Annotated in this window: 13 protein-coding genes; all 13 read left to right on the top strand. The window is 70.4% G+C overall.

Annotated features, from left to right (window positions below):
- Nucleotides 1–213: 213 nt before the first annotated feature.
- The 13 genes from ACWGO0_RS31175 to ACWGO0_RS31115 all read left to right on the top strand — a co-directional run bounded on the left by ACWGO0_RS31175 (nucleotide 214) and on the right by ACWGO0_RS31115 (nucleotide 14370).
- The gene (locus tag ACWGO0_RS31175) at nucleotides 214–870 is read left to right on the top strand and encodes a GntR family transcriptional regulator (protein WP_453542558.1); all 657 of its coding nucleotides are present in this window, start codon (nucleotides 214–216) and stop codon (nucleotides 868–870) included.
- Between the two features lie 32 nt (nucleotides 871–902).
- Nucleotides 903–1805, top strand: coding sequence for a dihydrodipicolinate synthase family protein (locus ACWGO0_RS31170; RefSeq protein WP_453542555.1), 903 nt, complete (start codon nucleotides 903–905; stop codon nucleotides 1803–1805).
- A complete protein-coding gene (araD, locus tag ACWGO0_RS31165; protein WP_453542552.1) occupies nucleotides 1802–3529 on the top strand; it encodes an L-arabinonate dehydratase in 1728 nt (575 codons plus the stop codon). The genes ACWGO0_RS31170 and araD overlap by 4 nt, the downstream gene beginning before the upstream one ends.
- A 115-nt stretch (nucleotides 3530–3644) precedes the next feature.
- Nucleotides 3645–4574 carry a carbohydrate ABC transporter permease gene (locus ACWGO0_RS31160; RefSeq protein ID WP_453542550.1) on the top strand — a complete coding sequence of 310 codons (930 nt, stop codon included), beginning with the start codon at nucleotides 3645–3647 and terminating at the stop codon, nucleotides 4572–4574.
- Complete coding sequence (locus ACWGO0_RS31155) at nucleotides 4571–5482, top strand: carbohydrate ABC transporter permease (protein WP_453542547.1); 912 nt, start codon at nucleotides 4571–4573, stop codon at nucleotides 5480–5482. Before ACWGO0_RS31160 ends, ACWGO0_RS31155 begins: the two co-directional genes overlap by 4 nt.
- Nucleotides 5483–5499: 17 nt before the next feature.
- Nucleotides 5500–6843 carry a pectate lyase family protein gene (locus tag ACWGO0_RS31150; RefSeq protein ID WP_453542544.1) on the top strand — a complete coding sequence of 448 codons (1344 nt, stop codon included), beginning with the start codon at nucleotides 5500–5502 and terminating at the stop codon, nucleotides 6841–6843.
- Complete coding sequence (locus ACWGO0_RS31145) at nucleotides 6840–8015, top strand: Gfo/Idh/MocA family protein (protein ID WP_453542541.1); 1176 nt, start codon at nucleotides 6840–6842, stop codon at nucleotides 8013–8015. The genes ACWGO0_RS31150 and ACWGO0_RS31145 overlap by 4 nt, the downstream gene beginning before the upstream one ends.
- Nucleotides 8012–8839: a DUF6807 domain-containing protein gene (locus tag ACWGO0_RS31140; RefSeq protein ID WP_453542538.1), complete on the top strand. Its 828-nt coding sequence runs from the start codon at nucleotides 8012–8014 to the stop codon at nucleotides 8837–8839. Before ACWGO0_RS31145 ends, ACWGO0_RS31140 begins: the two co-directional genes overlap by 4 nt.
- On the top strand, nucleotides 8836–10374 hold the full coding sequence (locus tag ACWGO0_RS31135) for a family 43 glycosylhydrolase (protein WP_453542535.1): 1539 nt from the start codon (nucleotides 8836–8838) through the stop codon (nucleotides 10372–10374). The genes ACWGO0_RS31140 and ACWGO0_RS31135 overlap by 4 nt, the downstream gene beginning before the upstream one ends.
- A 45-nt stretch (nucleotides 10375–10419) precedes the next feature.
- A complete protein-coding gene (locus tag ACWGO0_RS31130; RefSeq protein WP_453542532.1) occupies nucleotides 10420–10710 on the top strand; it encodes a hypothetical protein in 291 nt (96 codons plus the stop codon).
- Between the two features lie 53 nt (nucleotides 10711–10763).
- Complete coding sequence (locus ACWGO0_RS31125) at nucleotides 10764–12098, top strand: ABC transporter substrate-binding protein (protein WP_453542529.1); 1335 nt, start codon at nucleotides 10764–10766, stop codon at nucleotides 12096–12098.
- A gap of 110 nt (nucleotides 12099–12208) precedes the next feature.
- Complete coding sequence (locus ACWGO0_RS31120) at nucleotides 12209–13036, top strand: rhamnogalacturonan acetylesterase (protein ID WP_453542526.1); 828 nt, start codon at nucleotides 12209–12211, stop codon at nucleotides 13034–13036.
- Nucleotides 13037–13071: 35 nt separating this feature from the next.
- Nucleotides 13072–14370 (top strand): pectate lyase family protein, encoded by a 1299-nt coding sequence (locus tag ACWGO0_RS31115; RefSeq protein WP_453542523.1) that lies wholly within the window; start codon nucleotides 13072–13074, stop codon nucleotides 14368–14370.
- Nucleotides 14371–14452: the final 82 nt, after the last annotated feature.

Genomic DNA, 14452 nt, shown 5'->3' with positions numbered 1-14452 from the left:
AGCTCTCACCTTCACCGCGTAACCGGTGCAGTCGAGCGCAGGACGCAGCCGGGTCCATCGCAGCCAGCGATGGTCACGAGCAGCAAGCCCGAGACTTCAATCCGGGTCGGTGACAAGCGTTGACGAAACATTCGGGCAACGCTAGCTTCATCGCGTCGTACTTCGTACGTCATATATGAGACGCGATACGCGAGATGCGAGAGCCCTTCACTCATGACCTTTGCGCCCACCCCGATTCCGTCCCGCACCCAGTACGTGCTGGAGGCGATCAAGCACGCGATCCTCACCGCGCAGCTGAGACCAGGGCAGGCGCTCGTGGAGACCGAACTCGCCGCCCAGTTCGGGGTGTCGAAGACCCCGGTGCGGGAGGCGCTGAAGACGCTGGCCGGTACGGGGCTCGTCGTCATGAGCCAGTACAAGGGCGTCACCGTACGGCTCGTCGACGCGACCATGGCCCGCGAGGTCTACGACGTCCGCCTGCTCCTGGAGCCGGAGGCGCTGCGCCGCTCCATCACGCGCAGAGCCTCGCTCGACGAGGCGCAGGAGGCCCTGGAGCGGGCCGACTCGGCGCAGGACAAGGCCGAACGCTCCCTGGCCAACCGGGACTTCCACCGGGCGCTCTACCTGCCCTGCGGAAACCCGCTGCTGTCCCGGATGCTCGACGAGATCCGCGACCAGGCCGCCCTCGTGTCGACCGTCGCCTGGTCGGCCATTCCGACCTGGGAGCGGGAGGCGGCCGAGCACCGGGAGATCCTGCGGCTCGCGCTCGCCGACGACGCTCCGGCGGCTGCCGGGGCTCTGCACGACCACATCGCGTCGTTCGTGCGCCGCGCCTTCCCCGACGACGTGGACGGGGGTGACACGGCGTGAACCACCAGCACACAGACGAAAGGCGTGTCCCCATGGACCTCACTCCGCTGAAGGCGGCCCTCGCAGATGTCGTGGCCATCCCGGTGACCCCGTTCGCCGTGGACGGGACCATCGACACGACGGCGCACCGCGCCCTGCTGCGACGGCTGCTCGACGGCGGTGTCCGCATCCTCACCCCGAACGGCAACACCGGGGAGTTCTATGCGCTCACGCCCGACGAGCGGCGGGCCGTCACCGAGCTGACCATCGACGAGACGGCCGGCCGCGCCACCGTCCTGGTGGGCGTCGGCCACGACGTGCCGACCGCCGTGGCCGCCGCCGAGCACGCCAGGGACGCCGGCGCCGAGATGGTGATGGTGCATCAGCCGGTGCACCCGTACGTCTCGCAGGACGGCTGGATCGACTACCACCGGGCCATCGCCGAGGCCGTACCCGAGCTCGGTGTCGTCCCGTACATCCGCAATCCGCTGCTCGGCGGTGAGGCGCTGACCGCGCTCGCCGACAGCTGCCCCAACGTCATCGGTGTGAAGTACGCCGTGCCGGACGCGGCCCGCTTCGGTGCCTTCGCCCGGGACGCCGGCCTCGAACGCTTCGTCTGGATCGCGGGTCTCGCCGAGCTGTACGCCCCCTCCTACTTCGCGACCGGCGCGACCGGCTTCACCTCCGGCCTCGTCAATGTCGCCCCCGGCGTCTCGCTGGCCATGCTGGAGGCGCTGCGGGCCGGCGACTACGCGGCGGCCATGAAGGTCTGGGAGCAGATCCGCCGCTTCGAGGAGCTGCGCGCCGACCGGCAGTCCGCCAACAACGTGACGGTCGTCAAGGAGGCCCTGGCCTCGCTCGGTCTCTGCCGCCGCGATGTCCGCGCGCCCAGCAGGGTGCTGCCGGAGGCGCAGCGCGCCGAGGTCGCCGACGAGATCGCCGGGTGGTCCATATGACCGGCCGGATCACATCCGAGGAGCTGCGCAGCCACCAGTGGTACGGGACGGACGGGCTCCGCTCGTTCAGTCACCGTGCCCGTACGCGCCAGCTCGGCTACCTTCCCGAGGAGCACCTGGGCAAGCCGGTCGTCGCGATCCTCAACACCTGGTCCGACATCAATCCCTGCCACGTCCATCTGCGCGACCGTGCGCAGGCGGTCAAGCGGGGTGTCTGGCAGGCGGGCGGCTTCCCCCTCGAATTCCCGGTCTCCACCCTCTCGGAGACCTTCCAGAAGCCGACGCCCATGCTCTACCGCAACATGCTGGCGATGGAGACCGAGGAGCTGCTGCGCTCCTATCCGGTCGACGGTGCCGTGCTGCTCGGCGGCTGCGACAAGTCGACGCCCGCCCTGCTGATGGGCGCCGCCTCCGTCGACCTGCCAACCGTCTTCGTTCCCGCGGGTCCCATGCTGCCGGGCCACTGGCGCAACGAGGTCCTTGGCTCGGGCACGGACATGTGGAAGTACTGGGACGACAAGCGGGCCGGGCTCATCGGTGACTGCGAGATGGCCGAGCTGGAGAACGGTCTTGCCCGTTCGCCGGGGCACTGCATGACGATGGGCACCGCGTCGACCCTGACGGCCGCCGCCGAAGCGCTCGGCGTCACCGTCCCGGGCGCCTCGTCGATCCCCGCCGTCGACTCCGGTCACGACCGGATGGCGGCGCAGTCGGGCATCCGGATCGTCGAACTGGTGTGGCAACAGCTGACCTTGTCGAAGATCCTCACGGCGGATGCGTACGAGGACGCCGTCGCCACGGTCCTCGCGCTCGGCGGCTCCACCAACGCCGTCATCCATCTCATCGCCATGGCGGGCCGCTCCGGGGTGAAGCTCACCCTGGACGACTTCGACCGCATCGCCCGCACCGTGCCGGTGCTCGCCAACCTCCGGCCCGGCGGGAAGTACCTGATGGAGGACTTCCACTTCGCCGGCGGGCTGCCCGGATTCCTGGCCCGCCTCACCGACGTACTGCATCTGGACCGTCCCACCGTCTCGCACACCTCGATGCGCGAGCAGCTCGACGGGGCGCTCGTGCACGACGCGGACGTCATCCGGGAACGGGACAACCCGCTCGCCGACGAGGGCGGCGTGGCGGTGCTGCGCGGCAACCTCTGCCCGGACGGCGCGGTCATCAAGCACATCGCCGCCGAGCCGCACCTGCTGCGCCACACCGGTCCCGCGGTCGTCTTCGACGACTACAAGGAGATGCAGCGCACCATCAACGACCCGGCCCTGGCCCTCACTCCGGACCATGTGCTGGTGCTCCGCAACGCCGGACCCAAGGGCGGCCCCGGCATGCCCGAGTACGGCATGCTGCCGATCCCCGACTATCTGCTGAAGCAGGGTGTACGGGACATGGTGCGGATCTCCGACGCCCGGATGAGCGGCACGAGTTACGGGGCGTGCGTGCTGCACATCGCGCCCGAGTCGTACGTAGGCGGGCCGCTCGCCCTCGTCCGCACCGGTGACGCGATCACCCTGGACGTCGGGGCGCGCCTGCTCCACCTCGATGTCTCCGATGAGGAGCTGACCCGCCGCCGCGCGGAGTGGACGCCGCCGCCCAACCGGTACGGGCGCGGTTACGGGGCGCTCTACCAGGACCAGATCACCCAGGCCGACACCGGTTGCGACTTCGCCTTCCTGGCCCGGCAGGGAGAAGTGCCCGACCCCTACGCGGGCTGAACGGCGGAACGGAATTCACGCGCACCGCCCCGTTCGGTATACCGAACGACATGCGGGAAGCGCTTGCGCACTACACGCACCACACCCGCACATTCGGAGAGAACGGAGACGCGTCATGGCCCAAACCGCAGCCGTGGCCACACCGCCCAAGGTGCCCCGGCGCCGCTCGGCGACCCCCCGCCGACTGCCGTACCTGCTGATCGCGCCCGCCGGTCTGCTGATGCTGGGCTTCATCGCCTACCCGGTGATCAGCGTCTTCTACTACAGCCTGCAGAACTACAACGTCACCAAGCCGTGGCGGAACGGCTTCGCAGGACTCGACAACTTCACCCGGCTCTTCACCGAGGACGACCAGTTCTGGACGACGCTCGGCTTCAGCGCCCAGTGGGTCGTCGTCCAGGTCGCGCTCCAGCTCACGCTGGGCCTCGCACTCGCGCTGATCGTGAACCAGAGCTTCATCGGCCGCGGCATCTCCCGCGCCATGGTCTTCTCGCCCTGGGCCGTCTCCGGTGTCCTGACCAGCACCATCTGGATCCTGCTCTACAACTCGTCGACGGGCTTCAGCCGTTACCTCGCGGACGCCGGAATCGGTGAGTACGGCACCTCGGTGCTCTCGGACACCGGCACCGTCTTCTGGGCCGCCACGATCGCCGAACTCTGGCGTGGAGTCCCCTTCTTTGCCATCCTCATCCTCGCCGACCTCCAGTCCGTTTCGAAGGAGCTGTACGAGGCGGCATCGGTCGACGGCGCCGGGCGGATGCGCCAGTTCTTCCACATCACCCTGCCGCACCTGCGGGACGCGATCATCCTCTCCACCCTGCTGCGCGGGGTCTGGGAGTTCAACAACGTCGACCTGCTCTACACCCTCACCGGCGGCGGACCGGCCGGCGAGACCACCACCCTGCCGCTCTACGTAGCCAACACCGGCATCGAGGGCCACGACTTCGGTTACGCCTCCGCGCTCACCACCGTCGCGTTCGTGATCCTCCTCTTCTGCTCGATCGTCTATCTGCGCCTGAGCAAGTTCGGAGGCGACCACAAGTGACTGCCGCACTGGCCGAGAAGCACACGGGTACCGTTCCGGAGCCCGTACGGAACAGCCCGCCGCCCCCCGCACGCCGCCGTCCCCGGCGCGAGCGCGCCTTCGACGACGTGCCCCGGTGGCAGATCTACGTGCCGCTCGGCATCTATCTGCTCTTCACCCTCATCCCGTTCTACTGGATGTTCCTCTTCGCCGTACGGCCCGCGGGCTCCACCTCGTTGGTGCCCTGGCCGATGACCGGCGAGCACTTCTCCAAGGTCTGGAACGAGCGCAGCTTCGCCGTCTTCTTCCAGAACAGCATGATCGTCGGGGTCGCCACCCTGTTCACCACGACCCTGGTGGCGCTGGCCGGCGGTTACGCCCTGGCCCGCTTCGACTTCAAGATCAAGAACGCGTTCATGCTGGCGCTGCTCTGCTCCCAGTTCATCCCGGGCGCGCTGATGCTCGTACCGCTCTTCGAGATCTTCAAGAACCTCCAGATGATCAACTCCCTCGGGAGCGTCATCATCGCCGAGACGGTCTTCCAGCTGCCGCTGTCGATCATCCTGATCAGCGGCTTCATCAAGAACGTGCCCATGACGCTGGAGGAAGCGGCCTGGGTCGACGGCTGCTCGCGCTTCCGCGCCTTCTGCGCGGTCGTGCTCCCGCTGCTCAGGCCCGGACTGATCGCCGTGGGTTCCTTCGCCTTCGTCCACAGCTGGAATCACTTCCTCTTCGCCCTGATGTTCCTCAGCGAACAGGACAAGCAGACGATCCCGGTCGGCCTGAACACCCTCATCGGCGCCGACAGCGTGGACCTGGGCGCGCTCGCCGCGGGCGGTGTCATCGCCGCCGTACCCGTGGTGATCGTCTTCGCCTTCATCCAGAAGTGGCTGATCACCGGCTTCAGCGCCGGCGCAGTGAAGGGCTGACGCGCATGACCTCCCCCATGACCGCACCACGGCCGCGCACCGGCCGCCGCGCCGCCGCCGCGCTCGCTCTGCTCATCGGCTGCCTGGCCCTTCAGCCGGGAGCCGAGGCCGCCACCCCCTCGGCCCCGTTGCCGGCCCCGTTCAAGGACCTGGGCCGGGAGGTCCTCGCCGCCGACGACGGCTGGGCCGCCGAGGGCGCCGGGACCACCGGCGGTTCGGCCGCCGACGACGCCCATGTCCTCACCGTACGGAACCGGGCCCAGCTCGTCGCCGCGCTGGACGGCGGCAGCGCCGTACCGAAGATCATCCGCATCGCGGGGACCATCGACGCCAACACCGACGACGAAGGCCGCGCGCTCGACTGCGCGGACTACGCCACCGACGGCTACGACCTGCCGGCCTACCTCGCCGCGTACGACCCCCGCACCTGGGGCGGAGCCAAGCCGTCCGGACCGCAGGAGGAGGCCCGCAAAGCATCGGCCGCCAGGCAGGCCGAACGCGTCGAACTGCGCATCGGCTCCAACACCACACTCGTCGGCCTCGGCCGCAGCGCCGTGCTCAAGGGCGCGAGCCTCCAGGTCAGGGACGCGGGCAACGTCATCGTCCGCAACCTCGAACTCCGCGACGCCTACGACTGCTTCCCCGTCTGGCAGCCCAACACCGGCGGCCTCGGCGACTGGAAGACCGCGTACGACACCCTCTGGCTGCGCGGCGCCACCCATGTCTGGGTCGACCACGTCACCGCGAGCGACAAGGGCCACCCCGACGAGAAGGAACCCACGTACTTCGGCCGCAACTACCTGCGCCACGACGGGCTGCTGGACATCACCAACGGCTCCGACCTGGTCACCGTCTCCTGGAGCCGGTTCGCCGGCCACGACAAGGCGATCCTGATCGGCAACGGCGACAACGTCACCACCGACCGCGACAAGCTCCGCGTCACCCTGCACCACAACGAGTTCGACGCCGTCACGCAGCGCGCGCCGCGCGTCCGCTTCGGACAGGTCCACCTCTACAACAACCGGTACGTCGTCCCGGAGGGCGCCGCCTACCGGTACTCCGTCGGCGTCTCCACCGAGTCCCGGCTCTTCGCCGAGAACAACTCCTTCACCACCCCGGGACACATCGAGGCCGCCGACCTGCTGAAGAGCTGGAACGGCAGCGCGCTGGCACAGAGAGGCAACGAGTTCAACGGCTTCCCCGTCGACCTGCTCGCCATCTACAACGCGTACAACTCCGGCAGCGAACGCGACCTCACCGCCGACGTCGGCTGGACACCCACCCTGCACGGACCGGTCGACAGCGCGGCCCGCGCCGCCACCGACGTGGCACGCGGCGCCGGAGCGGGGAGGGCCGGATGAGCACGACCGCCACCCCCCTCCCGATCGTCCTCGCGGGAGCCCGCGGCCACGGCCGCTGGCACCTCGCCAACATCCGCCGCCTCCAGCACCTGGGCCTCGTCCGGCTCGCCGGAATCTGCGAACTCACCCCGCTCGACCCCACGGAACTCGACGCGTTCGCCGGGGAACTCCCCGCGCAGTCCGCCGACTTCGGGGCGCTCCTCGACTCCACCGGCGCACGCGCCGCCGTCATCTGCACCCCGATCCAGACCCACACCGAACTGGCTCTCACCGCCGCCGCCCGCGGGGTCCACCTCCTCCTGGAGAAGCCACCCGCCGCCACCTACGCCGACTACACACGCATGACCGACGGGGTACGGGAATCAGGCGTCGCCTGCCAGATCGGCTTCCAGTCCTTCGGCTCCCACGCCGTACCCGCCATCCGTGAACTCATCCGCACCGGCGCGATCGGCACCGTCCAGGGCTTCGGCGCCGCAGGTGCCTGGGTCCGTGACGACGCCTACTACCGGCGCGCGCCCTGGGCGGGACGCCGCAGAATCGGAGACACCGACGTGGTCGACGGGGTCCTCACCAATCCCCTCGCCCACGCCGTCGCCACCGCACTCGAACTCGCGGACAGCGGGACCGCCGAGGACGTGGCGCACATCGAGACCCAGCTGTTTCGGGCCAACGACATCGAGGCCGACGACACCTCCAGCATCCGGATCACCACCACGGGCGGAGTGCCGGTCACCGTCGCCGTCACCCTCTGCGCCGAACGGGCCGCCGAACCCTATGTGATCGTCCACGGTGACCGCGGCCGGATCACCTTCTGGTACAAGCAGGACCGGGTACTCGTCCAGCGCGCGGGCCGCGGCCCCGAGGAGACCGTCCACGGCCGGACCGACCTCCTGGCGAACCTGGCCGACCACCTCACCACCGGCAGCCCGCTCCTCGTACCCCCGCACCGCACCGGCGCGTTCATGCGCGTCGTCGAGGCCGTGCGCACCGCGCCCGAGCCCACCGCGCTGCCCGCCGACGCCTGGTACACGGAGCCGGCCACGGCCACCACGGGCGAGCGGCGCGTCGTGCGCGGCATCGATGGACTGGTCGCCGCGGGCGCCGACACCCTCACCCTCTTCTCCGAACTCGGCGCCCCCTGGGCGCACCCCAGCGAGGTGAGTACACCGTGACCACCGCACTCCTCAGCTGCGCGGGGCGCCCCGTCGGCCGCTACAGCCGTCCGCCCGCCGCCCACGACGGCCGCCCCTACCTCCACCCCGTCACCACCCTGGCCGGCACCCCCGTCACCGAGGAGCGGCCCGCCGACCACATCCACCACCTCGGCGCCTCCGTCGCCGTGCCCGACGTGGCCGGATACAACTTCTGGGGCGGACGCACCTTCGTACGCGGCCAGGGACCCACCGCACTCGACAACCACGGGGTGCAGCGCCACCTCGGCTGGAAACTCCGCGACCCGGACGGCTTCGTGGAGGAGCTCAGCTGGGAGGCCGAAGGCACCGAACTGCTCCGCGAGCACCGCACGGTCGCCGTCACCGGGCTCTCCGGCACCGCCTGGGCGCTGGACTTCTCCTTCTCCCTCACCAACCGGGGGACCACCGCCCTCTCCATCGGCAGCCCCGCAACCAACGGCCGCCCCGGCGCCGGATACGGCGGCTTCTTCTGGCGAGCCCCCAAGGAGCCCGCGGCCCCCGCCGTGTTCAGCGCCGACCGGGACGGTGAGGACGCCGTGCACGGCAGCACCGCCGACTGGCTGGCCCTCGCAGGGGACGGCTGGACCCTCGTCTTCGCCGGGGCGACCGAGGAGACCCGGCGCGATCCCTGGTTCGTCCGCAGCACCGAGTACCCCGGAGTGGGCTCGTCCCTCGCCGCCGACCGCCGGCTGACCGTCGCCGCCGGAGCCACCGTCGTACGCCGGATCGTCACCGTCGTCGCCGACGGCACACTCGACCGGGAGACCGCCGATGGGTACGTCCGCAAGGTCGTGACGGCATGAGCGGTCCCTCGAAGCTCCGCTCCGCCGACCTCGGCGACGGCACCTACCGCAACCCCGTGCTGGACGCCGACTGGTCCGACCCGGACATCGTGCGCGACGGCGACGACTACTACCTGACCGCGTCCAGCTTCGGCCGCGTCCCCGGGCTCCCCCTCCTGCACTCACGCGACCTGGTCAACTGGAACCTCATCGGGCACGCCCTGGAGCGCCTCGAACCGGCCGCCGACTTCGCCGTGCCGCGCCACGACTGCGGGGTGTGGGCGCCCTCCCTGCGCCACCACGCGGGCCGGTTCTGGATCTTCTGGGGCGACCCGGACCACGGCATCCAGCAGATCAACGCCGAGGACATCCGGGGCCCGTGGAGCGCACCGCACCTCCTCAAGGCGGGCAAGGGGCTGATCGACGCCTGCCCGCTGTGGGACGAGGAGACCGGCGAGGCGTACCTCGTGCACGGCTGGGCCAAGTCCCGCTCCGGGATCAAGAACCGGCTCACCGGCCACCGGATGAGCCCCGACGGGCGCGAACTGCTCGACGAGGGCAGGATCCTGGTGGACGCCGACCGGATACCCGGCTGGTTCACCCTCGAAGGCCCCAAGCTCTACCGCCACGAAGGCCACTTCTGGATCTTCGCCCCGGCCGGCGGGGTGGAGAACGGCTGGCAGGGCGCCTTCCGCTCACGGGACTTCTTCGGCCCGTACGAGGAACGCGTCGTCCTCGCCCAGGGCAGCACCCCGGTCAACGGACCGCACCAGGGCGGCTGGGTGCGTACGGCACGGGGCGAGGACTGGTTCCTGCACTTCCAGGCCAAGGGAGCGTACGGGCGCGTGGTCCACCTCCAGCCGATGCACTGGGACGCCGACGGCTGGCCCGTCATCGGGGCCGGGGGCGAACCCGTCTCCGTACACCCCAAGCCGCTGGCCCCCGCTCAGCCGCCCGAAGTACCGGCCTTCGACGACGACTTCCCCGGCGGGCGCTTCGGCCGCCAGTGGCAGTGGACGGCCGCGCCCCGGCCCGGCTGGACGGTCGAGCACGCCGACGACGGCCTGCGGCTCAGCTGCGTACGGACCGAGTACGCCCACGATCTGCGGGCCCTGCCCAACGTCCTGGTGCAGCGACTGCCCGCCGAGACGTTCACCGTCGAGACGGGTCTCGTACTGAACAGCTACGAGCCGGGCGCCAAGGCCGGAATCGCCGTACTGGGCGACGCGTTCAGCTGGATCGGCCTGGAGGCCGGGGCCGACGGGGCGCCTCGGCTCGTGCACCGGTACGCCGAGACCGTCGCCGAGCACGAACGCGACGCCGAGCACCCCCGCCCGGCCCCGGATGGCCGCGTCCGCCTCCGTATCGAGGTCACGGCCGGCGCCCGCTGCCGCTTCTTCGCCGACACCGGCGACGGCTTCCGCCCCTCGGGTCAGGTCTTCGCGGCCACGCCGTGGCGCTGGGTCGGCGCCCTCCTCGGACTGTTCGCCACCGCACCGGCCGGGTCGGGACCCGCCGGAACGGCCGGCTTCACCGCCTTCCGCACCGCGGACTGAACCTCCGCACCCACATCTGCACCTGCCTGTATGGGAGCCGCAACGATGCACCTCCGTACCAAGCGCACCAGAGCCGGAACCTTCGCCACGGGCTTCGCCCTGGCCGCAGCCCTCCTCGTGCCGAGCGCACCGGGCCCGGCCGCCGTGGCGGCCGTCGGCGCTCCGCACGGCTTCCCCTGGCAGGAGGCGCGGTTCGGCGAGTACCGGACGTACGGACCCGGCGCCGGCATCACCGGCGACCGGCCGCAGATGTCCGAGCGGGACGCCGCACACCACGACGTGGCCGACTACCTCGCAGGCGAGGACGGCTGGGCCCCCCACCGCACGCAGCACTGAACCCCCCTCACGCACACGCGCACACACCGAATTCCGAGAGAGAAGAGCCGACCATGAACATCTCGAAGACGAACCGGGGGCGTGCCGCGGCAGCGGTCTCCCTCACGGCAGTGCTCGCGCTGACGGCCACGGCCTGCGGTGACGACGGCAGCGGCTCGGGCAACGAGGGCAGCGGCAAGGGCGAGATCACCTTCTGGGACAACAACGGCGGCCCGCGCACCGCCATCTGGACCGAGATCATCAAGGACTTCGAGAAGAAGAACCCGGACATCAAGGTCAAGTACGTCCCGATCCCGATCGCCGACGTGCAGTCCAAGTACGACACGGCGATAGCGGGCGGCGGGCTGCCGGACGTCGGCGGCGTCGGCACCGCGTACCTCTCCAACATCGTCTCTCAGGAGGCCCTTGAGCCGGTCAACGACCGGCTCAAGGGGTCCCCGCTCGACGGCAAGCTCGTCCCGTCCATGGTCGACAGCGTCAAGGACGCGGGCGGCCGGGGCGACGACATGTACACCGTGCCGACCTCCGCGAACAACGGCACCCTCTGGTACCGCACCGACCTGTTCAAGGCGGCGAACCTCGAAGCGCCCACCACCTGGGCGAAGTTCTACGAGGCGGCCGAGGCGCTCACCGAAGCCAAGGACAACAAGTTCGGATACACGATCCGCGGCGGCGCGGGCTCCATCGCGCAGGCCATCGACGCCGCGTACGGCCAGTCCGGCATCACGGAGTTCTGGAACGGCGACAAGACGACGCTGAACGACCCGAAGAACGTCGCCGCCCTGGAGAAGTACGCCGCCCTCTTCAAGAAGACGACGCCGGCCGCCGACGTCAACAACGACTTCACCAAGATGGTCGCCCAGTGGGACACCGGCACCATCGGGATGCTCAGCCACAACCTCGGCTCCTACCAGGACCACCTGAAGGCACTGGGCCCGGACAAGTTCGCCGGTATCCCCAACCCGATCGGTGACAGCGGCACCCGGGTCGGCGTCTCCAACCCCGTCGACGGACTCGGTCTGTTCCGGGCGAGCAAGAACAAGACGGCGGCCTGGAAGTTCATCGAGTTCGCCGCCTCCCACGAGTCCAACAGCAAGTGGAACGAGGCGGCCGGGGCCATCCCCGCCAACACCGAGGCGGCGCAGGACCCGTGGATCGCCGCGGCCGAGCCGACCGCACTCGGCGCCAAGTCCCTCACCGACGGATCCACCAAGATCGTGCAGCTGCCGTACTACCTGCCCGACTGGAACAACATCAGCAAGGCCGACAACGAGCCGGAGTTCCAGAAGCTGCTCCTCGGCAAGGTCACGGCCGAGGAGTTCCTCGACAAGATCGCCGAAGAGCTGAACGCCGCCCAGAAGGAGTGGAAGGCGCTGGGCAACGGCTGACCGCGCCGCCCCTGTTCCCCCTGACCCGGGACCGGCGGCGGTACGGGTCGCGCCCCGCCGCCGGTCCCGCTCCACGCACAACCACCACCCCTGAGAGAGGCAGTCCCCCCATGTCCCTCACCCGCAGACACGCGGCAGCCGCGCTGCTCGCGCTGCCCGTCGCCTTCGCCGCCGTACCCGCCACCCCCGCCTTCGCCGAGAGCAGCAGCAGCGGCAGTGGCAGGGGCGGTGGCCGCCCGAGGCCGCGGACCGTGCACATCGCGGGCGACTCCACCGCCGCCCAGAAGTACGCCGACGCCGCACCCGAGACCGGCTGGGGCATGGCCCTGCCCTTCTTCCTCGGCCATGGCGTCGAGATCGCCAACCACGCGGTGAACGGCCGCAGTTCGAAGAGCTTCATCGACGAGGGCCGCCTCGCCGTGCTCCTGGCCGGTGTCCGCGAGGGCGACCTCGTGCTCGTCCAGTTCGGGCACAACGACGAGAAGACCGCCGACCCGGCCCGTTATACGGAGCCCTGGACGACGTACCAGGACTGCCTGCGGCAGTACATCGAGGGTGCGCGGGCCCGCGGCGGGCTGCCCGTCCTCGCCACCCCCGTCGAGCGCAGGAGGTTCGACGCGGGCGGTACGGCTCTGCCCAGCCACGGCGAGTACCCGGCGGCGATGCGGGCGCTGGCCGGAGAAGAGGACGTGGCGCTGCTCGACACCCAGGCCCTGTCGATCGCGCTGTGGCAGAAGCTCGGTGTCGAGGAGTCCAAGGCGTACTTCAACTGGACGGCGACCGAGCAGGACAACACCCACTTCAACCCGCCGGGCGCGATCGCCGTGGCCCGGCTCGTGGCGGCCGGGCTGCTGGACCACCGCGCGCTCGACCCGCGCGAGGTGCGCCGCCTCGACGACGAGATCCCCGAGTCCTGGATCACCTGGCCCCAGGCCTGAGCCACACACGCCTCCGAACGGAAGAGAGCCGCACAATGAGAACCCCGATATGTCATGGGCGCGTCATAACCACGCTCATCGGCTGCACCGCCCTGGTACTGGCCGCCACCGGAACCACCCAGGCCGCGGGCCGCCCCGACCTCGGCCGCCAGACCCTCGCCGCGCAGGACGGCTGGGCCTCCGAAGGCACCGGCACCACCGGTGGTTCGGCAGCCGACGCCGACCACGTCTTCACCGTCACCACCTGGGCCGAGTTCAGGGCCGCCCTCGTCGCCGCAGCCGGCGCCCCGTCGATCATCAAGGTCAAGGGCACCATCGACGCCACCTCCGAGGGCTGCGCTTCCTTCGAGGCCCCCGGCTACGACTTCGACCGGTACCTCGCCGACTACGACCCCGCGGTCTGGGGCCTCGACGCCCCGCTCACCGGCGAGCAGGAGGAACTGCGCGCGGCCTCCTCGGAGAACCAGAAGCTGGGCATCATGGCGTACGTCCCCGCGAACACGACCGTCGTGGGCGTGGGCCGGGACGCCGGGATCAGGGGCGGCAGCCTCCAGATCAAGGGCGTCGACAACGTCATCGTCCGCAACCTCACCATCGAGGCCCCGCTGGACTGCTTCCCCGCCTGGGACCCGACCGACGGCCCCACCGGCGCCTGGAACTCCGAGTACGACGCGGTCGTCGTCCACGGCTCCGAGCACGTCTGGGTCGACCACAACACCCTCACCGACGGCCGCTACCCGGACTCCACGCTCCCCTCGTACTTCGGCGAGATCTACCAGCAGCACGACGGCCTCCTGGACATCGTCCGCGGCGCCGACCTGGTGACCGCCTCCTGGAACGTCCTCACCGACCACGACAAGACCCTCATGATCGGCAACAGCGACAGCGCGGGCGCCGACGACCGGGACAAGCTGCGCGTCACGCTCCACCACAACCACTTCGACGGAGTCGTCGAGCGTGCCCCGCGCGTCCGCTTCGGCAAGGTCGACGCGTACAACAACCACTTCACGGTGACCGCGGACCAGAAGTACGGCTACTCGCTCGGTATCGGTATCGAGTCCCGGCTCGTGGCGGAGAAGAACTCCTTCACCCTGCCCGCCTCCGTGCAGGCGGGCGCGATCCTCAAGAAGTGGAAGGAGGCCCCCGTGACGGCCTCCGGCAACTACGTCAACGGCGCCGCCACCGACCTCGTCGCCGTCCACAACGCGCAGTACCCGGCCGAGCAGCTCGCCTCCGGCGCGGGCTGGACGCCCGAACTCCGCACCAAGGTCAACGACTCGCGCGCACTGCCCGGCCTCGTCGCCAGGAACGCCGGCGCGGGCAAGGTCTGCTGACCGCGCCACCCCCGCCGGGGCGGACAGGCCGAGCCACGTACACCGCCCGCCCCGGCCCCTCCCTCACCTGCGCAGCAACGGA

The sequence above is a fragment of the Streptomyces sp. NPDC055749 genome (genome assembly GCF_053617235.1).
The sequence above is the reverse complement of the archived record's forward strand: the minus strand, read 5'-3'. Positions and strand labels throughout refer to the sequence as shown.